We start from the raw sequence: 22,419 nt of genomic DNA, 5'->3' as shown, positions 1-22,419 counted from the left end.
CTCGGCCGCATCCCCGGACGGGCTGGCCAGAGCGTGGCGGTTCAGTCGTCGTCGCGGCGTGTAGGTTCGTCACGGTCGCGGCCGCGGTCACGCTGCTGCGGGTCATCCATGTAGATCTTCACCCGACCGCTGGAATCGACCACCTTGACGCGATTCACATCGCGACCATCGTACGGCACCCGCTCCGCGCTCAGCACCTGGCCGCCAGTACTGCGCTCGACCCGGCGCACCGAATCGGACAGTTCCCGGCGATCTGCGCTGCGATCGTGGCCACGGTCCTGGCCACCACGGTCCTGGCCCTGACCACCACGGTCCTGGCCGCGACCGCCACCTTGACCCCGGTTCTGCGCCAACGCGTCGCCGCCTCCAACCACCAGGGTGGCGAGCAGCAGCAAGGCGAAGGGTCGGCGGATCAACGTCATCATGCTCGGGGCGGAGACTTCACTAGGCAATATCGCACGATCGTGCGACTAGAGTGCATTCTCGGAACGATGCAGTGAATCCGGTCTGAACTTTTCCATCACGCCATGGCCGGGATTCAGCCCCACCCCCGTTGCCACTGGCTCTCAGAAGATTTCGCCGACGCAACAGCGCAGCGATCCGCCACCGGCTTCGATGGCATCCAGGCCGACACTGCGCAGGCCGAAGCCGGCCGCGGCCAGGGCTTCCCGGTGGGATCCGCTGAGGGCCGTGGCCGCCTGGGCGCTCATCCACACCGCGTCATCGGACAGGGCGATGGCATTGCCGGCGAAGGCTGCGTGCTCCGCCGGGGACAGTTGCAGTGCGTGCGGCGCGTACAGATCGACGATGGCCGCGACCACCGCCGGATCGGCGAAACCACCGGCGCATACCAGCGCCGCGCGCCCGGCCAGGATCGCGAGCACGACATTGGTGTGGTACTCGCCGGGGGCCAGGTCGAACATCAGGGTCGCGCGCAGGCCGAGGGCTTCGTGCATCAGCCGGGCACCGACCTCGTCGCAGCGCTCGGACAGGCCGCAGAAACCGAGGCCGCGGGCGCGGTCGATGACCAGCGCACCGGTCAGTTCGCACGGGTGCGGCTGGGTCGACAGGTCGATCTCGGCGTAGTCGAGCACGCCGCCGAAGAAGGCACGGATGTCGCCACGCTCGGCCTCGCGCTGGCGCACCGGGTGGCGCATGCGGCCGACCACGTAGCGACCTGCGGCGGTGGCGAAGACGTTGTTGGGGAACAGTGCGTCGGGCGTGTCCGGGTCGCCGGCGAAGCACACCGTCGGCAGCACCTGCGACAGCGCGCGATGCAGCTCGCGGTGTTCGGCGCTGGCGCTGGCCGCATCGAAGGCGGTGGCCTGTGCCATGTAGCGGTTGTCGGCGGCGGACTGCTCGGCGAGGCGGAAGCCGTCCGGCGCGACCAGGAATGCGGCACGCGCCGTCGCGGGGCCGAAGTCGGCGGGCGTGGCGCGGGCGGTTGCGAGGAACGCGCCAATGTCGCGGGTGATCATGCGGCCCCTGCCTGCTCGGCGGCGAAGGATTCGGTCAACGCGAGCGCCTGCTCGATCAGCGACCAGTCCGCGCCCGGCTTGTGGGCGCCTTCGCTGAGCACCTGGCGGAACGCACGACCACCGCGCTCGCCAGCGAATAGCCCGAGCAGGTGGCGGGTGATGTGCTTGAGGTAGACCCCGCGCGCCAGCTGGTCCTCGATGTACGACCGCATAGACCGCAACAGCTCGGCACGGCTGCGCACCTCGCCGCCGAACCAGGCAACGTCGAGCTGATGCAGCAGGTACGGATCGTGGTACGCGGCACGGCCGAGCATCGCGCCGTCGGTGTGCTGCAGATGCGCGGTGGCTTCGGCCTGGCTGGCGATGCCGCCGTTGACGACGATCTGCAACTGCGTCCGCTCGCGCTTGAGCTGGTAGGCCCAGTCGTAGCGCAGCGGCGGCACTTCGCGGTTCTCCTTCGGCGACAGCCCTTTCAGCCACGCATTGCGCGCGTGGATGACGAACATGCGGCAGCCGGCATCGGCGACGGTATCGATGAAGGAAAGGAAGTGGTCCCAGTCGTGGTCATCGTCGACGCCGAGACGGCACTTCACCGTCACCGGCACATCGCAGCTTTCGACCATCGCGGCGACACTGTCGGCGACCAGCCGCGGCTCGCGCATCAGGCAGGCACCGAAGCGGCCGGCCTGGACGCGGTCGGACGGGCAACCGCAATTGAGGTTGACCTCGTCGAAGCCCCACTCGGCCCCGATCTTCGCCGCCTGCGCCAGCAGCTCCGGCTCGCTGCCACCGAGCTGCAACGCCACCGGGTGCTCGATCGGATCCATCGCCAGCAAGCGCGGGCGGTCGCCGTGGATCACCGCATTGGCGTGAACCATCTCGGTGTAGAGCCGGGCGTGCGGGGCTAGCAGGCGGTGGAACACGCGGCAGTGGCTGTCGGTCCAGTCCATCATCGGGGCGACGGAGAGGCGCAGTTGCAGCGGCGGGATGGCGGGCGTGAGAGTCATTGCCGGGCATTGTACGGCGGGGTAGCTGAGCCTCGGCTCAGGGCTTGCCTGGCTCCCACACCATGTACACATCCGCCCGCACGTAGTGCGAGCCCGGTCGCGGTGCCGGGTAATGACGGAAGCCAACGCTTTCGTACAGCGCCAACGCCGGAGCGAGCTTGCTGCTCGACTCCAGGAACAGCTCGTGGCCGCCGCGCGCCTGGAAGGCCTTGATCGCGCCCTGCATCAGCAGGCGGCCGACGCCGGCGCCTCGCATCTCCGGCGTGACAACCATCTTCGTCAACTCGTACACGCCTTGGGATTCGCGCTTGAGCGCGACGGTGCCGACGGCGCGGTCGTCCCCATCGACTGCGAACAGGACGTGGCCGCCGCCAGCGAGGATGTGGGTCTCGGGGTCGCCGAGCACTTCACGGTCGATGGGTTCGACCGTGAACCAGCGCTCCAGCCATTCGATGTTGAGCCGGGCGAAGTCTTCGCGCCAGCGCGCTGCGTAATCGACGATACGGATCGGGGATGGCTCGCTCATGCACCAATGATAGTGCCGTCCATGGCGACCGATCAGTGCTTGTCGTTACCCTTGTCGCTGCTCTTGCCCTTGCCGTTGTCCTTGGCTCCCTGTCCCTTGCCTTGGCTCTGTCCCTGGCTTTGACCTTGACTCTTGCCCTGGTTCTGGCTCTTGCCCTGGCTCGCACCCTTGGACTTGCCGTTGCCCGCAGACGCCTGCGCCGGCTGGGCCTTGCCCGACTTGCCCTGCGCACCCTTGCCGCGGCCCGGGAAGTCACGCTCGAGATCGGAATCGATGGTGATCGTGCGACCCCAGCGATCGTAGCTGGGCACGAAACCCTTCTTCAGGCGATGGAACTCCGCCGAACCGGGCTTGATGCCCAAGCCCTGGGCGACGTTGCCCCAACCCTGGCCATGGTCGCGCTCCCAGATGTCGACGACATAACGACAGGGGCGACCGATGATCGATGCGAGCGAACAGGCGAGATAGACATCGCCCGGCGCCCAGCGCTGATCGACCAGCAGGTTGGTCACCAGGTCACGCGGAGCGCCGTAGTAGCGCACCATCTCGTCGACGAACGGGTCGCGGTAGCGGCTGCCGTAACGGTTCACGTCTCCCGCCCAGGTGTCGACCCAGACGTCGCCGCTGCGTGGATTCCAACCGTAGGTGTAGTCCTGGGCCGAAGCGGCCCCGGCCCCGGACATGCCAACCAGGGCGACGAACAATCCGGCGAATCTGGACTTCCAGGGGGAAGACATGGCGGTGTGCTCTCATCTGCGGATGGCGGCAATGCTGGGGGCGCGGCGGTGAATCGGTTCTGAAACCGCGCCGCCGGCCCGAAAGCTGTTGGCCCGGCATTTATACGAGTTTCCGGAGGGTGGCGTCAGGGGTGGCCCCGGCGCCACATACGCCAACGGCACCGATTCGGTGCCGTTGGCGGGTGCAGCGCGACGATCAATCGTCGTCGTGATGGCGGTAACGACGGTCGTCGCGGTAGCGGTCGTCCTCGTAGCGGACGTAACGGTTGCCGTCGTAGCGGCGATCGTAACGGTCGCGGTCGGAGTAGTAGTAAACGTGGTCACGGCGATGGTCGTAGCGACCGTCGTAGTAGTGCGTCGAGCACTTGCCGTGCTTGTTGCACTTGCCGTGTTTGTAGTGGCCGTTGTTGTAGTAGCCGTAAGCATTGCCATAAGGCGGACCGGCGCGATGGACGCGACGGTAGTACCTCGGGCGGCCGTAGTCGTGGACTACGATCAGGCGGTCGCGGTAACCGCGGTCGTAGCGGGAATAGGGATAACCGCCGTGGTAGATCACGTCGGCAACATCCACCACCACGCGAACCCAGTCGTCGCCATCGCCGGCACGTGCCGGCGTCGGCGCCATCGCGACCGTACCCAGGCCGGCGGCCAACACCACGGTAGCCATCCAACGGGACAGGACGGTAGCCATCTTGATTCTCCTTGTTGCCCACCCCCCGGCGGGCACGACACCAAGATGAGGCGACGCGGGTGAACCGGTTTTTAATGAAACCGGGGCGGCCAGGGAACACTTAACTGGCGTTGGGGTTGGGGCGCGCCCGGGCGATCAGTCCGCGGCCGCCAGTTGCCTGACCATCGCCGGCAGCTGCGCGGCATGCTCGACGCGGCGCAGGCGCGGGGCGTCATCGGCCACGTCGGCTTCGTTCTCGTGCACCCAGTTGGTGTGATACGGCACGTGGATGCCCCACCCGCCCAGTTCCAGCACCGGGGCGATATCCGAACGCAGGGAATTGCCGACCATGACGAAGCGCTCGGCCGGCAGGTCGAATTCCTCGAGCAGGCGCGCGTAGGTGGCGGTGTCCTTCTCGCTGACGATCTCGATGCGGCGGAACAGATCGGCGAAGCCGCACTGCTTTACTTTCGCTTCCTGGTGGAACAGGTCGCCCTTGGTGATCAACACGACGTCGAACTCGGCCGCGATGGCTTCGACCGCTTCGCGGATGCCCGGCAGCAGTTCCACCGGATGGCGCAGCAGATCCTTGCCGAGGGTGACCACGCGATGCAGGTCGTGGGCGCTGATGCGCGCCCCGGTGATGTCGACGGCGGCCTCGATCATCGACAGCACCATGCCTTTGACGCCATAGCCGAAGAGGGCGATGTTGCCCTTCTCGACTTCGTAGAGGCGTTCGTGCACGCGGGCGTCGTGCAGGTCGACGTAGGCGCCGACGATGCGCTCGAAATCGAGCTGGGCCTGGTCGAAGTAGTCCTGGCTGCGCCAGAGGGTGTCGTCGGCGTCGAAGCCGATCAGCTGGATGTCACTCATGTGCGCATTATGAAGGAGGTCGTCATCCCGGCGAATGCCGGGATCCAGTTCGAGCCATCAGGGGCGCAGGGGCGGAAAGCGTGATGGCCTGGATCCCGGCGTTCGCCGGGATGACGGTGCACATGATGACGGTGCCCATAAAGAACAAGGGCGGCCGAAGCCGCCCTTGCAGGGGGAGAGAGCAACGCTGTCGCTTAGCCGCCGCTGGCGTTCTTGCCCGGGGCGGACTGCACCTTGGCGACGTACGCCTTGTACTCGTCGGTGGTCAGCGCGCCATCGGCGTTGGCATCGGCCTTGTCGAACACCTGGCCCAGCGCCGGCACGGTGGCCGCTTCGGTCTTGCTCAGGGCGCCGTCCTTGTTGGAATCGACATCGGCCCAGCTCTTCTTCTGCGGCGCTGCGGTCGGCGCAGCCGCAGCCGGAGCAGCCGAGCTAGCCGGTTCTGCCTGGGCAGCAGCGGCGTCCTGGGCCGGCGCCGGGGACGCCGACTGTTGTGCGAAGGCGAGCGGTGCGGACAGGGCAGCGACGAGGGCGGCAGCGGCGAGCAGCGGCTTGCGGGAATGGTTGGTCATGCGTGTCTCCTGAAGTGGGCGGCCGTGAAGCCTGATCTCTGCGCGGGAGGGGCAACGTTGCCCCCGACGTGCCGCACGACCCCACCTTGCCGGCGCACGCATGAACGCTTCTGCGGCGGCGTTCGTTAAAGCAGCGTTTTCTTAACCACGCTGCAGGCGAATGCCGTTAGCGCGACCCCGTTTGGGTGACCGGTTTTGCGAATGAATGTGACGGGGCCCGAAGTTTCCGCACGCTCGCGCCTGACCGATTCGCTGAACGCAACACAACCTTCACGTATCGCGGCGTCAACCGCTGGGATGGATCAAGTGCGAGGCAAGCGATGCAATGTCGAGACGAGAACATGAAAACGGTACAGCCGCGCTCAGCTGCCAGCGGCTGACTGTCAGGCTTCGTCCTCACCGCGGACATCGGCGTACGGCACGCCCTCTTCGTCGAACTCGACGATCACGGTGATCGGGCGGCAGCAGACCTGGCAGTCCTCGATGTAGTTTTGCGACCCGGCCGAGTCGTCGATCACCAGGGTGATCGTTTCGCCGCAGTACGGGCATTGCACGTCGACGGTGGGAAGCATGGCTTGGCTCCCGCGTGAGAGGGGCTGCAGCCCCTTCCACGTTTCAGGGTTTGGGCAGCGGCTGATCAGGCGCCGGCACCAGTTCGATGTCGACCGGCTCGCCCGGATTGTGGCTGCGGATGTGGAACTGCGAAGCGTCGATCGCGATGATCTCGGTCGGATAGCTGATGCCTTCCTCCACCATTACCAGCGCGCCCTTCTCGTACGACCAGCGGCCGTGCATCGGCGTGCCGTTGGGCGAATCGATGACCAGCGTGCCGTCGGACAGGAAGGTGTAGGTCGTGCCGGCTTCCACCTTGCCCGATGGCTTGACCTTCCAGACCTTGTCGACGAACGCCGTGGGCAGTTCCGCGGTAGCTGACAGAGACAGTGATGCATCTTCCGAAGGCAGCGGCGCGTCGGTCGAGCGCGCGGGCTGCGCGGAGGTGTCGGCGGTGACCTGCGGTGCCGGCGCCGGTGTCGGGGTAGGTTCTGTCGTCGGCGCCTGCGCCTTGCACGCGGCAAGAGCGAGTGTCATCGCGACAAGCAGTGCAGCCCTGGATGTGAAAGCCATCGTTCGATCTCTTCGTGGTTGCCGATGCGTGAAACCTTAGCACCGTCGTCAGCGTGGTCGTCAGCATGGGCTTCGCTTTCCGCCACGCTCATCACGCGCCACTAACCTTGGCACGGCAAAGCTGGCGACCACAGCTGCGAGATGGGCGCCGGTCCGGCCACGCAAGCCTGACCCGCGCGCTCCCGTGACCTTCCGGAGGGAGGGCGACAATGAAGATCCGCCATGTATTCAGCACGCCCGATCTGGGCACCGCGCAAAGGGTGATGGACACCGCGCGCAGCGCCGGCGTCGGCAACGACGACATCCTGCTGGTGGCGCGCTCGGACATCGAACTGGAAGACGTGCCGAACGAACTCAAGGAAGCCGATACCGACCTGATTCCGGCCGCGCTGCGTGGCGCCGGTTATGGCGGTGCCGCGGGACTGCTCGCCGGTCTTGCAGCGGTGGTGCTGACTCCGATCGGACTCACCCTGGCCGGCGCCGCCGCGGCGACCGTGGCGGGCGCGGCGGTTGGATGCTGGGCATCTGCGCTAGTCGGTTCGTCGATTCCCGACCCGATACGGCGCAAGTTCGACGCCGAGATCCAGGCGGGACGCATCCTGGTCGTGCTCGATGGCAAGAAGGAATTCCTCGACCCGCTCGAGCCCACATTGATTGCGGCCGGCGCGACGCCGCTGCCCTACGAGTCGACCAAGGCGATGGCCTGAGCCGTCACGGCACGGCGGCGGAAGCAGGCCGTGCCGACACCGGCTTCTTCGATCCCAACGCAGTGCGATATCGCTCGTGCAGGATCTGCACCTTGGCGACGTACGCCTGCGTTTCGGCATAGGGCGGCACGCCGCCGTAGCGGGTCACCGCGCCGATGCCGGCGTTGTAGGCAGCAGCAACCAGGGTGAGGTCGTTGTGGTAGCGGCGCATGAGCACGCGCAGATGGCGCGCACCGCCGTCGATTGACTGCGCCGACGAGAACGGATCGGCCACGCCGTACTCGCGACTGGTTGCCGGCATCAGCTGCATCACACCCTGGGCGCCCTTGGACGAGACGGCGTTGGCATCGAAGCCGCTTTCGGCATGCGCGATTGCGCGCAGCCAGGCTTCGTCGACACCGGTCGCTCGTGCGGCTGCGCGGAACTGCTTGGGATAGCGGTCGATCTGCGCCGGTCCCACTTCGCCCAGGCCCACGTGCGCGGGCTCGCCGGGCGGCGCCGGCACCGTGAACGCCAGCACCTTCACCGAGCCGGGCAGTTTGCGCGTGCCGTAGACGATCTTGCCGTCCTGCTCGCGCTGGTAAAGCGTGCCGCTGACGGCACCGCTGCCGCCCCACAGGTTGGGCAGCGTGGCGGCGTTGTCGTCGATCTCGCGCGCCTTGCAACGTGAACCGGGCTCCGGCGCGGTCGAGAGGCTGACCGTGCCATCGCGCACGCAGCGGTAGACCTTGCGCGCCTGCGCAGGCGTGGCCACCGACAGCACCAGCACTGCCAGCACGGCAACCACCAGGGGCTGGAACCTGCTCATCCGGCGGATTCTAGGCAGGCCACCTATAGGGGAGATGAAGCCCGGGCGGCTCGCAGCAGCAACCGCTATCCCTGCGAGGTCTGAACGGCCATGGCACCCAGTTGCTGCATCGCCGCTTCTGCGCGCGCGTCGAGCGGGTGGCCGAAGTTGAGCCGCAGGCAATGGCCGAACCCGCGACGCGCGGAAAAGATCGGGCCCGGCGCGATGCTGATGCCATTGCGAACGGCCTGCCGCTGCAACGCCAGCGCATCGCTGCCGTCGGGAAGTTCGATCCAGGCGAAGTAGCCACCCAGCGGTCGCGTGACGCGCGTGCCGGCAGGGAAGTGGCGGGCGACGGCGGCGATGTATTGCTCCTGTTGCAGCGCCAGCGTGGCGCGCAGGCGACGCAGGTGGCGGTCGTAGCTGCCGCGCTGCAGGTATCGCGCGATCGCCAGCTGCGCCGGCACGTTGGTGTTGAGCGTGGTGGTGAGCTTGTTGCGCGCGATCGCCTGGCGGAAGCGTCCCGCCGCGACCCAGCCGATCCGATAGCCGGGTGCGAGGCACTTGGAAAACGACGAGCAGTGCATCACCAGTCCCTCTCGGTCGAAGGCCTTTGCCGGCAGCAACCGCTTCGGACCGAAGTGCAGCTCGGCGTAGACATCGTCCTCGATCAGCGGGATGGCGTGTTCGGCGAGCAGCGCGACCAGTTCGCGCTTGCCGGCTTCCGGCACGGTCGCGCCGAGCGGGTTGTGGAAGGTGGGCATGAGCCAGCACGCACGCGGTGAATGCCGGCGAATCGCCGCTTCCAGCGCGGCCAGGTCGATGCCGTCGCGCGGATGGGTTGGTACTTCTATCGCGCGCAGGCCGTTGCGCTCGAGCGTCTGCAGGACGGCGTAGAAGCAGGGCGATTCCACCAGCACCGCATCGCCGGGCGTTGTCACCGCGGCAATGCTGAGCGTCAATGCTTCCATCGCGCCGTTGGTGATGACGATCTCGTCGGCGGCGACGTCGATGCCGTCGATCAGGTAACGCTGGCTGATCTGCCGGCGCAGTTCGCCCAGGCCCGGGGTGAGGTCATCGACCGTGCTCCACGGGTCGAGCTCGACCGCGGTCGCAGCGACGGCGCGCCCGAGTTTCGGCAACGGGAACAGCAACGGACTGGGGAAGGCCGAACCGAACGGCACCACCTCGCGATCCATCGCCGACTGCAGGACTTCGAAGACCAGTTCGCTGACATCGACGCTGCTCGAGTCACCGTCGGGGCGGGAGGCGACTTCCGGTTCCGGCGGCAACAGGCGAGGGCGTGACGCGACGTAATAGCCCGAGCGGGCGCGCGACTCGACCAGGCCCCGCGCCTCCAGCAGGTAGTAGGCCTGGAACACCGTGGCCGGGCTGAGCTTGCGCGCGGCGCAGGTCTGCCGCACCGACGGCAGGCGCTCTCCGGGGCGGAAGACCCCGGCCTGGATGGAATGGGCGAGTTCGTCGGCGAGGGCCTGGTAGCGCTTCATCTGCGGTGGGAGCGAGCTTGCTCGCGATCGGGCCTTTCAGCGTCGGAGCGCCCTATCGCGAGCAAGCTCGCTCCTACCGGGCGGGCACGAACATCTGATACGGTTTTTTTCACCATTTCTGATTCTATGCCGACTGATACCGTCCGCCTAGACTGCGCGCATTCCCCACCATGAGCCCGACCCGCCATGTCCGCGGACGTGCAGCTGCACCTGGCCCTGATCCTGTTTGCCCCCTGGTTCGCCATCCTTTCGGTCCTGTACTGGCTGTACCCCCGCCAGCCGCGAGGACCGGCGCGGACCCTGGCCGACTCGGCCGCCCTGGCCCTGGCCACGGCCGCCGCCATGGGCGGCATGTACTGGGGCATGCGTAACGCCGACCCCGGCTTCGGCCCGATGTGGAAGCAGGTCCTGGCGACCTCGCTCGCCTACGGGCTCTACCTGGGCGTCATGACCGCGGCCCTGCTCCTGCGCCGGGCCTGGTTCTCGCGCCTGCGTGCCCGCCAACTCCCGGCATCCCCATAAGGCCCCCCGCACCATGAAAACCCTGCTGGTCGTCGCCTTCCTCGGCCTGATCGTCTACAACCTCGGCGCCGCCCTCTATTACATGCTGGTCGATCGCGGGCAGAGCAAACGCGCGGTCAACGCGCTGACCTGGCGCATCGGCTTGTCGATCGCGCTCATCGGCATGGTCGCCGCAGGCATTGCCAGCGGGGTCATCCAGCCGCACGGCGTGGGCACATGACCGTCACCAAATGAAACGGTCTTCACGCGCCGAGCACTAGGCTCGTCAGCGCTGCGCGCAAAGGGGAAACACACCCACCCGCACCGCCTGGGCGCACTTTGATCCAGGTCAAACGCGCCAGGAACGCGCATTCCTAGAATGCGCCCGATCCGCCCAAGCGGAGGGGAAGTCACTCATGCAAGCTCCTGCAGAAACCTATAACGACAAGATCGTGCGCCAGTTCGCCGCGGTGACGGTGCTCTGGGGCATCGTCGGCATGGCGGTCGGCGTGCTCATCGCCGCCCAGCTGTACTGGCCGGCGCTGAACTTCGACACCGCCTGGCTGAGCTACGGCCGCCTGCGCCCGCTGCACACCAATGCGGTGATCTTCGCCTTCGGCGGCTCGGCGCTGTTCGCCACCAGCTACTACATCGTGCAGCGCACCTGCCATGTGCGCCTGTTCTCCGACAAACTCGCCGCCTTCACCTTCTGGGGCTGGCAGGCGGTGATCGTCGCGGCCGCCATCACCCTGCCCATGGGCCTGACCCAGGGCAAGGAATACGCCGAACTGGAGTGGCCGATCGACCTGCTGATCACCGCGGTCTGGGTCGCCTACGGGGTCGTGTTCTTCGGCACCATCGTCAAGCGAAGGGTGCGCCACATCTACGTGGCCAACTGGTTCTTTGGCGCCTACATCATCACCATCGCCCTGCTCCACATCGTCAACAACATGGCGATACCGGTCGGACTGGGCAAGTCGTACTCGATGTATTCCGGCGCGGTCGATGCGATGGCGCAGTGGTGGTACGGACACAACGCCGTCGGCTTCTTCCTGACCGCGGCCTTCCTGGGAATGATGTACTACTTCGTGCCCAAGCAGGCCGGGCGGCCGGTGTACTCCTACCGGCTGTCGATCGTGCACTTCTGGGCGCTGATCGCCATCTACATGTGGGCCGGCCCGCACCACCTGCAGTACACCGCGTTGCCGGACTGGGCGCAGTCGCTGGGCATGGTGTTCTCGATCGTGCTGCTGGCACCGAGCTGGGGCGGCGCGATCAACGGCATCATGACGCTGTCGGGAGCATGGGACAAACTGCGGACCGACCCGATCCTGAAGTTCCTGATCGTCGCGATCTCGTTCTACATGATCGCCACCTTCGAGGGGCCGATGATGTCGATCAAGACGGTCAACTCGCTCTCGCATTACACCGACTGGACCGTCGGCCATGTCCACGCCGGCGCATTGGGCTGGGTGGCGATGATCACGATCGGCTCGCTCTATTCGCTGCTGCCGCGACTGCTGGGACAGAAGGAGATGTTCTCGGTCAGGGCCATCGACCTGCACTTCTGGCTGCACACCGTCGGCGTGCTGCTCTACATCGCCTCGATGTGGATTGCAGGCGTGATGCAGGGCCTGATGTGGCGCGCCACCAACCCCGACGGCACGCTGACCTACAGCTTCGTGGAGGCACTCAACGCGACCTATCCCTACTACCTTGGCCGACTGGCCGGTGGCCTGGTGGTGCTGGCCGGCATGTTCCTCATGGCCTGGAACGTGATCCGTACCTGGCAGCAGGCCGGTGAGCTCGTCGCCACTCCGGTGTTGCCGCCGGACACTGCCAGCGCCCACGCCTGAGGTCGACATGAGTCATTCCCACGAGAAAGTCGAAACCAATGTCGGCCTGATGGCAGTGCTGATCGCAGTCGCCGTGTCGTTCGGCGGCCTGGCCGAGATCGTGCCGCTGATGTTCCAGGCCGAGGCGATCAAGCCACTGCCGGGCGTCAAGCCCTACCCCGCCCTGCAACTGGCCGGTCGCGATGTCTACGTCCGCGAAGGTTGCTACAACTGCCATTCGCAGATGGTGCGCACGCTGCGGTTCGAGACCGAGCGCTACGGCCACTACTCGCTGGCCGGCGAGTCGGTCTACGACCACCCGTTCCAGTGGGGCAGCAAGCGCACAGGTCCGGACCTGGCCCGCGTCGGCGGCCGCTACTCCGACGACTGGCATCGCGTGCATCTGCTGAATCCGCGTGACGTGGTGCCGGAGTCGAACATGCCCAGCTTCCCGTGGCTGGCCGAGAACCGCATCGACGGCGCGGACGTCGAGCGTCGCATGCGCGCGCTCAAGCGCATCGGCGACCCCTACACCAACGAAGACATTGCCGGCGCACAGGCGGCGGTCAACGGCAAGACCGAACTCGAAGCCGTGGTCGCCTACCTGCAAGGCCTGGGCAAGCACGCACCGAGGGGAGGCTGACATGGTTTCCGGAATCGTGACCGCGGTGCTGCTGGTGCTGTTCGTGGCCGGCTGGATCTGGGCCTGGAGTCCCCGGCGCAGGCGGGAATTCGATGCGGCGGCACGCCTGCCGCTGGATGAGCAGGGCAAGGAGACACGGCAATGAGCGCCGGCTGGTCGTGGTATGTCATTGCAATCGTCGTGCTCAACATCGTGGGCTGCGTGTGGCTGTTGTGGTGGACGGGCAAACGCAAGCCCGGCGACCCGGGCCCGACCGAGACCAGCCACTACTGGGACGGCGACATCACCGAGTACAACAAGCCGATGCCGCGTTGGTGGATCAACATGTTCTACCTCACCATCGTCTTCGCCATCGGTTATCTCATCTACTACCCGGGCCTGGGCGCGTTCGCCGGCGTCAGCAAGTGGACATCGATCGGCGAACAGGCGGCCGACAAGGCCCGCGACGACGCCAAGCTCGAGCAGACTTTCGCCCCGTATGCGGGCAAGTCGATCGACGTGATTGCGCGCGACCCGAAGGCGGTGGCGCTGGGCCGTTCGATCTTCAGCAACACCTGTGCGACCTGCCATGGTTCGTCGGCACGCGGCGCGATCGGCTATCCCAACCTCAGTGACGACATCTGGCACTGGGGCGGCTCGCCCGATCGCATCCTGCAGACCGTGCTGGACGGGCGCGAGGGCGTGATGCCCGAGTGGGGCAAGGTGCTGACCGGCATGGGTGGCAACAACGCCGTCGATTACGTCATCGCCTACGTGCGCACCCTGTCGGATCCCGACAGCATGCAGAACAACTACATGGCCGCGCAGGGCAAGAGCCTCTACAACGGCGTGTGCGTGGCCTGCCACGGCGTCGACGGCAAGGGCAACCAGGAACTGGGCGCGCCCGACCTGACCGACGACTACTGGATGTACGGCAACACCACCGAGAGCATGCGCCAGACGATCAGCAGTGGCCGCCACGGCACCATGCCGGCGCACCGCCAGATCATCGGCGAGACCCGTGCACGCCTGGTCGCTGCCTACGTCTGGTCGCTCTCGCACGGCGGCAAGCCCGCCACGACGGCGACGCGGTGACGCGATGCCGGATTACACCGTTCCGCGCTTCGATCATCCGCCCCGACCGCTGGCACAGCGGCTCGGGGCGATCCTGTGGCCGAGTTTCTTCTCGGCCGCGGTGATGACGATGGTGTTTTTCGCCTTCGTCGATCCGCTGGCGCTGCGCGACATGACCTTCCCCGACCTGCCCCTGACACGCACGCTCGGCTACAGCATCGCCTTCTTCATGTTCTGGCTGGCCACCGCTGCCTCCAGCGCATTCACCTGGATCCTGCTTCGCCCTGCCAGTCGCTACAACCGGCCCTTGCCGCCGGAGTGAGCCGAGTACTTCGCAATGACCAAGAAGATCCCCCTCGACCTGCTGGATGACGGCAGCGCGCTGTACGTCAGCGAGCGCAAGATCTACCCGCGCGACGTCGATGGCCGCTTCCAGACCTGGCGGAAGATCGCGGTGGTGGTACTGCTGGGCATGTTCTACGTGTTCCCGTGGCTGCGCTGGGACGGCCGCCAGGCAGTACTGTTCGACCTGCCGGCGCGCAAGTTCTATGTGTTCGGGCTGAACTTCTGGCCGCAGGACTTCGTCTTCCTGGCGATGCTGCTGGTGATCGCCGGCTTCGCGCTGTTCTTCTTCACCGCCCTCGCCGGCCGCCTGTGGTGCGGCTATGCCTGCCCACAGACGGTGTGGACCGAGGTCTTCCTGTGGATGGAGCATTGGACCGAGGGCGACCGCAACGCGCGGATGAAGCTCGATGCCGGCCCGTGGGACCGCAACAAGGTCCTGCGCAAGGGCAGCAAGCACGCGCTGTGGCTGGTGTTCGCGCTGTGGACCGGTTTCACCTTCGTCGGTTTCTTCACTCCGATCACCGACCTGGCCGCGCGCACGCCATTGGTCGGCAACCCTCCGGGCTGGGGCAACTGGGAGCTGTTCTGGGTGCTGTTCTATGCACTGGCCACATGGGGCAACGCCGGCTTCCTGCGCGAGCAGGTGTGCAAGTACATGTGCCCGTACGCGCGCTTCCAGAGCGCGATGTTCGACCGCAACACGCTGATCATCGCCTACGACCCGATGCGCGGTGAACCGCGCGGTCCTCGCAAGCGCGGCATGAAGGGCGCGGTCGAGCGTCGTGGCCTGCTCGATCCGGCCACCGCCTACGACTACGCGATGCGGGCCGCGCACTACGTCATCGGTTCGGTGGTGGCGCCCGGCACGACCGCGGTCACCGACTCCGGCCTCAAGGTCGCGCCGCTGCCGAAGTTCGCGCCGGAGGAACTGGGCGACTGCATCGACTGCACCATCTGCGTGCAGGTCTGCCCGACCGGCATCGATATCCGCAACGGCCTGCAGTACGAGTGCATCGCCTGCGGCGCCTGCATCGATGCCTGCGACGATGTGATGGACAAGATGGGCTACCCGAAGGGGCTCATCCGCTACTCCACCCAGAACGCGATCGACGGCAAGCCCACGCGCGTGCTGCGTCCCCGGGTGTTCGTCTACGGCTTGCTCCTGCTCGCGCTGTGCGCGGGCTGGGCGTGGGGCGTAAGCCACCGCAGCCCGCTGATCGCCGAGGTGCTGCGTGACCGCAATGCGCTGTACCGCGAGACCGGCGACGGCCGGATCGAGAACGGCTACACGCTCAAGCTGGTCAACAAGGACGTCAATGCGCACAAGTTCCGCCTGACGCTGCAGGCTCCGGCCGGGATCACCATGGTCGGCAACAACATCACCGCCGGCACGCAGGTCATCGACGCGCCTGCCGAGCAGGTGCTCAACCTGCCGCTGACGCTGTCCTCTCCGAAGGACGTGCGCGGCAAGCAGGAGATCGTCTTCAAGGTGCAGCGCATCGACGGCGCCGCGCAGGCGGACGTTCCCTCCACCTTCTTCGGGCCGATGTGATGGAACGCACCCGTCCCTTGCGCATGCCGATCATGTGGCTGGTCATCGGACTGCCGATCCTCTCGATCGTCGCCGGCGTCGGCCTGGTGGTGGTGGCCGTGCGCAGTGGCAGCACCGATGCGGTGATCGATCCGGTCCAGCGCACCGCGCAGATCCAGACCACCGAACTGGGCCCGGATGCGCGCGCCAAGGCACTGAAGCTGTCGGCGGTGCTGCGTGTGGGCCCCAACCTGGTCGAGCTGCTGCCGGTCGGCGGCGGCTTTGCCGAGGGCGAGGTGCGACGCGACGAACCGCTGACGCTCACCCTCTCCCACCCCAGCGAGGCGGCGCAGGACCGCACGATCACGCTGATGCCCAGCGAACTGGGCTGGCGCGCCGACGCCGAACCCGCGCCCGACCACGACTGGTTGCTGCAGCTGGCGCCGGCGGACCGCAGCTGGCGGCTCCGTGGCCGGTTGCCGGCCGGACAGCAAGCCGCGCACCTGGCACCGGCGCTGGCGGACGATTGACCACGGCGCCGAGCCATGAGCGATGCAGTGGCGATGATTGGGGGATGATGTCGGCATGAGCGTCACGCAGACCGCGCTGGCTCCAGACGATCGCCACGGCGAAGTCCGCACCGGGGCGATCGCGGGTGTCTGCCACCATTGCGGCGAGGCACTGGCGGCAACGGGCGCGATTCGCTCCGGCGACCATCAGTTCTGCTGCACCGGCTGTGCCGCGGCGGCGAACTGGATCGAGCAGGCCGCGCTGGAAGACTACTACCGCCTGCGCAGCGTTCCGGCCGGCCGCGTCGATGCCGACGCCGGCGACTTCGCCGGCTGGGACCGCGAACTCGTCCTCGCCGAGCACAGCCGCAACGTCCCCGGCGGACGCGAGATCACCGTGCTCACCGACGCGATGCGCTGCGCCGCCTGCGCGTGGCTGGTCGATCGCGCGTTGCACCGCATCCCGGGCGTGCTCGATGCCGGTGCCAACGCGGTCACCGGGCGGATAGTCGTGGCCTGGGACCCACAGACGGTTGCACTGTCGGCGCTGATGTCGCGACTCAACGCCCTGGGTTATCGCCCATGGCTGGCCACCGGCGATGCCCGCGAGCAGGCGCAGAAACACGAGCGTCGACGCTGGCTGATCCGCCTGGGCGTGGCCGGCCTCGGCGCGATCCAGGCGATGATGTTCGCCGAGGCGCTGTACCTGGACACGGCCGGGCAGATGCCGCTGGCCACGCGCGACTTCTTCCGCTGGATCACCTTCCTGGTCTCGACACCGGTGGTGTTCTACTCCGGCTGGCCGTTCCTGGAAGGCATGTGGCGCGAGCTGCGCGGCCGGCGCCTGGGCATGGACACGCTGATCGCGTCCTCGACGCTGCTGGCCTACTTCGCCAGCCTGGTCGAAACCTTTCGCGGCGGGCCCCACGTCTGGTACGACGCCGCGGTGATGTTCGTGCTGCTGTTGCTGGTGGCGCGGATGTTCGAGCAGCGCGCGCGGCGCGTCGCCAGCGCGCAGGTGGATGCACTGGCGCGGGCACGGCCGGTGCTGGCCACCCGCGAGCGCGACAATGGCAGCCGCGAGCAGGTGGCGCTGGGCGAGCTTGCTGTCGGCGATATCGTCCGTGTCGCCTCGGGCGAATCGGTCCCGGCCGACGGCGTGCTGCTCGACCACGCCTGCGGCTTCGACGAAGCGCTCATCACCGGAGAATCGGCGCCCGTGCAGCGCGCGCCTGGCGCGACGGCGCTGGCCGGCAGCATCTGCCGTGAACAGGCCGCGCGCGTCCGCGTGACCCGGGTCGGCAACGACACGCGCTTGTCGCAGCTGACGCGGCTGGTCGAACAGGCGCAGGGCGAGCGCCCGGCATTGGCCCGCGTGGCCGAACGCGTGGCCAGTGGTTTCGTGCTGGTGCTGGTGCCATGCGCACTGGCCGTGTACGCCTGGTGGCAGCAGCACGATCCGTCGCGCGCGCTCGAGGTGACGCTGGCCTTGCTGGTGGTGAGCTGCCCCTGCGCCCTGTCGCTGGCGATCCCGACCGCACTGACCGCCGCACACGGCGCGCTGGCGCGGATGGGCGTGCTGGGCCTTCGCGGGGATGCGCTGTCGGCGCTGGCCCGCGTCGATCGCGTCGTGTTCGACAAGACCGGCACGCTCAGCAACGGTCGCCCACAGCTCGATACCGTCGGCATCTTCAACGGCACCGATCCTGACGATGCGCTGGCGATAGCGGCAGCGCTCGAGCGCGACAGCGGACATCCGCTGGCGCATGCGTTCTCCGACATCCATAGCGATCATCGCGCCGGGCAGCTTCACAGCGTTCCCGGCCATGGCATCGAGGCACGCATCGGCGATGCGAGCTGGCGCCTGGGTCGCGCCGAGTTCGCTGCCGGCGGCGAGGACGACGGCGCACTCTGGCTTGGCCGCGACGGCATGGCTGTCGCGCGGTTCACCGTCAGCGAGGCCATGCGCGAGGATGCGCGCGCGGCAGTGGAAGCCTTGCAGGCGCAGGGCCTGGAAGTCGAACTATGCAGCGGTGATGCGCATGCACCGGTGCGGCGCTTCGCCGCCGCGATCGGCATCGACACGGTGCGCTCGCGGCAGACACCGGAGCAGAAGCTGGCCCACGTCCGTGACCTGCAATCGCGTGGCGATGTCGTGGCGATGGTCGGCGACGGCCTCAACGATGCGCCGGTCCTCGCCGGCGCCGACGTCTCCATCGCGATGGCCGAAGGCGCGGCACTGGCGCAGCGCGCCGCCGACTTTGTAGTCACCAGCCCGTCGCTGTTGCGCATTCCCGAGGCGATCGCCCTCGCCCGCCGCACCCGGGTGATCGTCCGCCAGAACCTGGTGTGGGCGCTGGGCTACAACCTGCTGGCGCTGCCGCTGGCCGCGACCGGCCACGTCACGCCGTGGATCGCGGCGGTCGGCATGGCCTTGTCGTCGTTGCTGGTGACGCTCAATGCGTTGCGACTGGGCCGTCGGCCGGGTGGCGAGGCGCGGCCATGACCATCCTGCTGCTGCTCGTCCCGATCAGCCTGGTCCTGCTCGGCGTGGCGATCTGGGCGTTCGTGTGGGCGGTGCGGCGCGGTCAGTTCGACGATCTCGACACGCCCGCCATCGACATCCTGCGCGAAGACCTGCCGCCTGCCGCACCGAAGACTCCACCGCAGGAAGGCGCGGATGCCGATTGACTGGCTGACCCTCGGCGCGGCCCTGCTCAGCGGTCTGCTGGGCGGCGTGCATTGCGCCGCGATGTGCGGCGGCATCGCCACCGGATTCTCGGCGACGGCGACCGGCCACCCCGCACGCATCGCACTGGAAGCCAACCTCGGCCGTGTCGGTGGCTACGTCATTGCCGGCGCGATCGCAGGCGGCCTGGGCCACGGCATCGTCGAGGTGGCACGAATCGAAGGCCTGGCCATGGCACTGCGCATGCTGGTCGGCGTGGTGCTGGTGATCGTGGCGCTACGCCTGTTTGATCGACAGGGCCGACTGGCCTTCCTGTCACGACCGGGCAACCGGCTGTGGCTGCTGTTGCGGCCGCTGCAGCAGCGCCTGCTGCCAGCCAATACGCGTGCACGCCGGCTCGGCCTGGCGTTGTTGTGGGGCTGGCTGCCGTGCGGCCTGAGCACGACATTGCTGGTGGCGGCATGGCTGCAGGCGAGCGCGATCAACGGCGCATTGACGATGGCGGCGTTCGGCCTGGGAACATTGCCGGTGATGCTGCCGCTGACCATGAGCGGTGCGCGCCTGGGTCGCTGGCTGCAGACACGCTGGCGCAATGCCGCCGCCGCATTGGTGCTGGCAGCAGGCGTGTTGACGTTGACGGCGCCGTGGCTGATGCGGGTGCCGGCGTTGCACTCGCTGCTCGCAGCGCTGGGCTGCGGCAGCCTGCCGGCTTGAGCCGACCTACGAAGCGCTGCGCTGCCGCTTCGGATCGCCGCTTTCGGCACCGTGCGCGAGGCGTTCGAGCAGGTCCAGGTCGAGGATCTCGACGCGCCGTCCGTGCACCGCGATCACGCCATCTTCCTGCAATCGGGTGAAGCCGCGACTGACGGTTTCCAGCGCCAGACCGAGGTAGCGCGCAACGTCCTCGCGGCTCATCGGAAGGCGCAACGCCGACGGTGACTGCCCGATCTGGCGATAGCGTTCGCCCAGACCGTGCAGGAACAGCGCAATGCGCTCGTTGGCCTGGCGCCGGACCAGCATTTCCATGTGGTCATGGTCGCGATTGAGACTGTGGCCGATCACGCGAAGCAGCTGCTGCTGCAACGAGGGCAATTTCGCGGCCACGGCGCTGAGCTCGTCCAGCGGGACGTCGCAGACGTTGGCCGTTTCCAGCGCCACGGCCTCGCAGCGATGCGCGCCTTCGCCGAGTGCATCGAGACCGATCAGCTCGCCGGCGAGGTGGAAACCGATGACCTGTTCTTCGCCGCCCTCGCTGATGCTGACGGTCTTGAAGGCGCCATCGCGGGCGACGAAGACCGAGGCCAGGGGATCGCCAATGCGGAACAGGCGCTCGCCGCGGGCAAGGGTGCGACGACGGCGGACGATCTCGTCGAGGCGGACCAGTTCGTCGGCATCGATGCCGGCAGGAAGGCACAGCTGCTGCAGCGAGCATTGCGCGCAGCTGCGGCGCAGCCGGGCGAGGTCGATGTCAACAGCGTTGTTCATGGGCCGCCATTGTCGCATGGCCTGCCGCGTCGCGGGTTTGCCCGCGCAGTCCCTCAAAGCGAAAGGCGGCCGAAGCCGCCTCTCGCACCACACTCGACGATTGCGCCGCCCTCTTGCGGGGCGTGCCGCGGAGGCCTCTACGGCATCCGCCAGGCGACTATGCCAGCGCCAGCATGAACGCTTGCGACATCACGGTCACCGCAAATCACCTCATCAAAGGCCGCGAGTGGACGTGTTGTCGTACTGCGGCGTAATGCGACGGCCTTCCATCGCCTTCTCCGCCTTTTCCCGTGCCTCACGCTTCTGCTGGGCGGTCATGCAGACCCGCTCGACACGATTGGTGCCCGACTTGCGGGTACGCTCGCAGATCAGGCGCTCGTCGGCGACCTGGCGGGTAACCGAATCGATCCAGGCGATCTCGCTCGATGCCTGCGCGCGCTCTTCAGCGCTCAGCTCGTCGTAGCGGCGACCATCGATGATCCCGATCAGGGCGTCCTGGCGATCCAGGAGCTCGCGACGCTTGTCGGTGGACAGCGAGCTGAATCCGGCTGCATTTGCCGATACATCGCGACGGATGCGGTCCTGCTTTTCCATCACCGCGACGGTATCGAACGGCTTTTCGTCCGCCGCGTTCGCCGCGGGCATGGCCAGGCAGCTGCCCGCCAGGACGACCGCCAACACCAGATTCCTTGAAAACATACGCATGGCTCCCTGCTTTGACTTGTCCGAAGATTGGGGGGATTGATCGGGGCAATGCTGCGGCGGCGCAGCCAGTTACTGGCTCCGCTCGCGACGATGGACACAACCCCCGGATCGCGCCCGCGACGGCAACCAGACGAGGTTCACAGTTCCGCCGCGGACGTGTCGATCGTATTGCGACCCGGGCGATTTCACGGCGACCCGTGACCATTCCGCCAGATTGGGAAAAGTCCCATCGGCGCGGGGCCGCGCAGCGCATATGTTCCAGACGCGGGACAGTGAATCCCCGGACCTGGCCCTTGGGCCGCGCGTACGCAGACCCACTTATCCCGTGCAGCGAAGGCTGCCCAGGCATTCCGCCGGGGCCCGTCGCAGACACGCCACCGCTCCCTCCCCCGATTGGTCGCGGTGACCGTTGCAGGAGTCAGTACAGCAATGAGCAAGAACAAGATGCTTTCCCGCGCCCTCATCGCCGTCCTCGCCGGTGCCGCCGCTTTCGGTGCGCAGGCCGCAGACAAGGGTTTCTACGCCGGTGCCGGCGTCGGCCAGGTGTATGTCGATGAAGGCAACTACGACGACGACGACACCGCGTTCTCGCTGTTCGGCGGTTATCAGTTCAATCGCTATTTCGGCCTCGAGGCCGGCTACGCAGACTTCGGCAAGCTCGAGCCGCGCGGCAATGGCGCCGACCTTGAAGCCAGTTCGGTCTATCTGACCGCCGTTGGCACGGTGCCGATCACCGACAAATTCTCGGCCTATGCCAAGGCCGGTCTGCAGCGTTGGGACCTGGACCGGGCGATTCCGAGCCTGGTCGGCAACGCCGATGACAGCGGCACCGACGCGACCTACGGCGTCGGCGTGCAGTACCGCTTCACCGACCATGTCGCGCTGCGTGGCGAGTACAGCCGCTTCGAGATCGAAGACACCGACCTCGACCTGGCGCAGGTCCAGGTCCGCTACGACTTCTGATCGCGGCGTTCTGTGTGATGACGAAGCCGCCGGTGGAAGCCGGCGGCTTTTTTTGTGCGTGGTGCGTGGTGCGTGGTGCGTGGTGCGTGGGTCGGGGGAGGAGGTGGGGTGTATTCCGCGAACCTCCGCTTCGCTCCGTTTATTGTTCGCGAAATACACCCCACCCCCTC

28 protein-coding genes are annotated in these 22,419 nt (G+C 67.3%); 14 read left to right on the top strand and 14 right to left on the bottom strand.

The window, feature by feature from the left end:
* Positions 1 to 41: 41 nt before the first annotated feature.
* From AC3A3Q_RS17700 to AC3A3Q_RS17655, 10 genes are all read right to left on the bottom strand, one after another.
* Entirely contained in the window at positions 42 to 422 is a 381-nt protein-coding gene (locus AC3A3Q_RS17700) for a hypothetical protein (protein ID WP_487587478.1), read from the bottom strand.
* A 144-nt stretch (positions 423 to 566) separates the two neighbouring features.
* Positions 567 to 1,478 (bottom strand): arginine deiminase-related protein, encoded by a 912-nt coding sequence (locus AC3A3Q_RS17695; protein ID WP_487587477.1) that lies wholly within the window; start codon positions 1,476 to 1,478, stop codon positions 567 to 569.
* A complete protein-coding gene (dusA, locus tag AC3A3Q_RS17690) occupies positions 1,475 to 2,485 on the bottom strand; it encodes a tRNA dihydrouridine(20/20a) synthase DusA (RefSeq protein WP_487587476.1) in 1,011 nt (336 codons plus the stop codon). The genes AC3A3Q_RS17695 and dusA overlap by 4 nt, the downstream gene beginning before the upstream one ends.
* Positions 2,486 to 2,522: 37 nt before the next feature.
* Positions 2,523 to 3,011, bottom strand: a complete 489-nt coding sequence (locus AC3A3Q_RS17685) for a GNAT family N-acetyltransferase (RefSeq protein WP_487587475.1) — start codon at positions 3,009 to 3,011, stop codon at positions 2,523 to 2,525.
* Positions 3,012 to 3,043: 32 nt separating this feature from the next.
* Positions 3,044 to 3,748, bottom strand: coding sequence for a hypothetical protein (locus AC3A3Q_RS17680; protein ID WP_487587474.1), 705 nt, complete (start codon positions 3,746 to 3,748; stop codon positions 3,044 to 3,046).
* Positions 3,749 to 3,944: 196 nt separating this feature from the next.
* A complete protein-coding gene (locus AC3A3Q_RS17675) occupies positions 3,945 to 4,439 on the bottom strand; it encodes a hypothetical protein (RefSeq protein WP_487587473.1) in 495 nt (164 codons plus the stop codon).
* A gap of 135 nt (positions 4,440 to 4,574) precedes the next feature.
* The gene (locus tag AC3A3Q_RS17670; RefSeq protein ID WP_487587472.1) at positions 4,575 to 5,291 is read right to left on the bottom strand and encodes an HAD family hydrolase; all 717 of its coding nucleotides are present in this window, start codon (positions 5,289 to 5,291) and stop codon (positions 4,575 to 4,577) included.
* Positions 5,292 to 5,485: 194 nt separating this feature from the next.
* Positions 5,486 to 5,863, bottom strand: a complete 378-nt coding sequence (locus tag AC3A3Q_RS17665; RefSeq protein WP_487587471.1) for an EF-hand domain-containing protein — start codon at positions 5,861 to 5,863, stop codon at positions 5,486 to 5,488.
* A gap of 383 nt (positions 5,864 to 6,246) precedes the next feature.
* The gene (locus tag AC3A3Q_RS17660) at positions 6,247 to 6,435 is read right to left on the bottom strand and encodes a CPXCG motif-containing cysteine-rich protein (RefSeq protein ID WP_487583572.1); all 189 of its coding nucleotides are present in this window, start codon (positions 6,433 to 6,435) and stop codon (positions 6,247 to 6,249) included.
* A 43-nt stretch (positions 6,436 to 6,478) separates the two neighbouring features.
* A complete protein-coding gene (locus AC3A3Q_RS17655) occupies positions 6,479 to 6,952 on the bottom strand; it encodes a hypothetical protein (RefSeq protein ID WP_487587470.1) in 474 nt (157 codons plus the stop codon).
* Positions 6,953 to 7,197: 245 nt separating this feature from the next.
* On the opposite strand from AC3A3Q_RS17655, the gene AC3A3Q_RS17650 reads away from it, so the two are divergent.
* Entirely contained in the window at positions 7,198 to 7,695 is a 498-nt protein-coding gene (locus AC3A3Q_RS17650) for a hypothetical protein (protein ID WP_487587469.1), read from the top strand.
* 4 nt (positions 7,696 to 7,699) lie between these two features.
* Here the strand turns inward: AC3A3Q_RS17650 and AC3A3Q_RS17645 are convergent, their stop codons facing one another.
* Entirely contained in the window at positions 7,700 to 8,503 is an 804-nt protein-coding gene (locus tag AC3A3Q_RS17645) for a lytic transglycosylase domain-containing protein (protein ID WP_487587468.1), read from the bottom strand.
* Positions 8,504 to 8,568: 65 nt separating this feature from the next.
* Positions 8,569 to 9,990 (bottom strand): aminotransferase-like domain-containing protein, encoded by a 1,422-nt coding sequence (locus AC3A3Q_RS17640; RefSeq protein ID WP_487587467.1) that lies wholly within the window; start codon positions 9,988 to 9,990, stop codon positions 8,569 to 8,571.
* A 186-nt stretch (positions 9,991 to 10,176) separates the two neighbouring features.
* On the opposite strand from AC3A3Q_RS17640, the gene AC3A3Q_RS17635 reads away from it, so the two are divergent.
* The 12 genes from AC3A3Q_RS17635 (at position 10,177) to AC3A3Q_RS17580 (ending at position 19,810) form a co-directional block, all read left to right on the top strand.
* Positions 10,177 to 10,512, top strand: coding sequence for a hypothetical protein (locus AC3A3Q_RS17635; protein ID WP_487587466.1), 336 nt, complete (start codon positions 10,177 to 10,179; stop codon positions 10,510 to 10,512).
* A 13-nt stretch (positions 10,513 to 10,525) separates the two neighbouring features.
* Positions 10,526 to 10,732, top strand: a complete 207-nt coding sequence (locus tag AC3A3Q_RS17630; protein ID WP_158733960.1) for a twin transmembrane helix small protein — start codon at positions 10,526 to 10,528, stop codon at positions 10,730 to 10,732.
* Between the two features lie 175 nt (positions 10,733 to 10,907).
* Positions 10,908 to 12,347 carry a cytochrome-c oxidase, cbb3-type subunit I gene (gene ccoN, locus AC3A3Q_RS17625; RefSeq protein WP_487587465.1) on the top strand — a complete coding sequence of 480 codons (1,440 nt, stop codon included), beginning with the start codon at positions 10,908 to 10,910 and terminating at the stop codon, positions 12,345 to 12,347.
* Between the two features lie 7 nt (positions 12,348 to 12,354).
* Entirely contained in the window at positions 12,355 to 12,969 is a 615-nt protein-coding gene (gene ccoO / locus AC3A3Q_RS17620; RefSeq protein ID WP_200607028.1) for a cytochrome-c oxidase, cbb3-type subunit II, read from the top strand.
* A 1-nt stretch (position 12,970) separates the two neighbouring features.
* The gene (locus AC3A3Q_RS17615; RefSeq protein WP_487587464.1) at positions 12,971 to 13,114 is read left to right on the top strand and encodes a cbb3-type cytochrome oxidase subunit 3; all 144 of its coding nucleotides are present in this window, start codon (positions 12,971 to 12,973) and stop codon (positions 13,112 to 13,114) included.
* Positions 13,111 to 14,043 (top strand): cytochrome-c oxidase, cbb3-type subunit III, encoded by a 933-nt coding sequence (gene ccoP, locus AC3A3Q_RS17610; RefSeq protein ID WP_487587463.1) that lies wholly within the window; start codon positions 13,111 to 13,113, stop codon positions 14,041 to 14,043. Before AC3A3Q_RS17615 ends, ccoP begins: the two co-directional genes overlap by 4 nt.
* A gap of 4 nt (positions 14,044 to 14,047) precedes the next feature.
* Positions 14,048 to 14,344, top strand: a complete 297-nt coding sequence (locus tag AC3A3Q_RS17605) for a hypothetical protein (RefSeq protein ID WP_241918321.1) — start codon at positions 14,048 to 14,050, stop codon at positions 14,342 to 14,344.
* Between the two features lie 15 nt (positions 14,345 to 14,359).
* Complete coding sequence (locus AC3A3Q_RS17600; protein ID WP_487587462.1) at positions 14,360 to 15,919, top strand: 4Fe-4S dicluster domain-containing protein; 1,560 nt, start codon at positions 14,360 to 14,362, stop codon at positions 15,917 to 15,919.
* Positions 15,919 to 16,428, top strand: a complete 510-nt coding sequence (locus AC3A3Q_RS17595) for a FixH family protein (RefSeq protein WP_487587461.1) — start codon at positions 15,919 to 15,921, stop codon at positions 16,426 to 16,428. Before AC3A3Q_RS17600 ends, AC3A3Q_RS17595 begins: the two co-directional genes overlap by 1 nt.
* A gap of 55 nt (positions 16,429 to 16,483) precedes the next feature.
* The gene (locus tag AC3A3Q_RS17590) at positions 16,484 to 18,913 is read left to right on the top strand and encodes a heavy metal translocating P-type ATPase (RefSeq protein ID WP_487587460.1); all 2,430 of its coding nucleotides are present in this window, start codon (positions 16,484 to 16,486) and stop codon (positions 18,911 to 18,913) included.
* Positions 18,910 to 19,098, top strand: coding sequence for a cbb3-type cytochrome oxidase assembly protein CcoS (ccoS, locus tag AC3A3Q_RS17585; protein ID WP_487587459.1), 189 nt, complete (start codon positions 18,910 to 18,912; stop codon positions 19,096 to 19,098). Before AC3A3Q_RS17590 ends, ccoS begins: the two co-directional genes overlap by 4 nt.
* Positions 19,088 to 19,810, top strand: a complete 723-nt coding sequence (locus tag AC3A3Q_RS17580) for a sulfite exporter TauE/SafE family protein (RefSeq protein WP_487587458.1) — start codon at positions 19,088 to 19,090, stop codon at positions 19,808 to 19,810. Before ccoS ends, AC3A3Q_RS17580 begins: the two co-directional genes overlap by 11 nt.
* Positions 19,811 to 19,816: 6 nt before the next feature.
* Here the strand turns inward: AC3A3Q_RS17580 and fnr are convergent, their stop codons facing one another.
* Together fnr and AC3A3Q_RS17570 are read right to left on the bottom strand one after the other, a co-directional pair.
* Positions 19,817 to 20,581 carry a fumarate/nitrate reduction transcriptional regulator Fnr gene (fnr, locus tag AC3A3Q_RS17575; protein WP_487587457.1) on the bottom strand — a complete coding sequence of 255 codons (765 nt, stop codon included), beginning with the start codon at positions 20,579 to 20,581 and terminating at the stop codon, positions 19,817 to 19,819.
* A 213-nt stretch (positions 20,582 to 20,794) separates the two neighbouring features.
* Positions 20,795 to 21,280, bottom strand: a complete 486-nt coding sequence (locus tag AC3A3Q_RS17570; RefSeq protein WP_487587456.1) for a hypothetical protein — start codon at positions 21,278 to 21,280, stop codon at positions 20,795 to 20,797.
* A gap of 435 nt (positions 21,281 to 21,715) precedes the next feature.
* On the opposite strand from AC3A3Q_RS17570, the gene AC3A3Q_RS17565 reads away from it, so the two are divergent.
* Positions 21,716 to 22,249, top strand: coding sequence for an outer membrane beta-barrel protein (locus tag AC3A3Q_RS17565; RefSeq protein WP_487587455.1), 534 nt, complete (start codon positions 21,716 to 21,718; stop codon positions 22,247 to 22,249).
* Positions 22,250 to 22,419: the final 170 nt, after the last annotated feature.

The organism is Lysobacter sp. Soil_C_59, from assembly GCF_057656415.1.
This window is presented reverse-complemented; position numbering and strand designations above follow the sequence as displayed.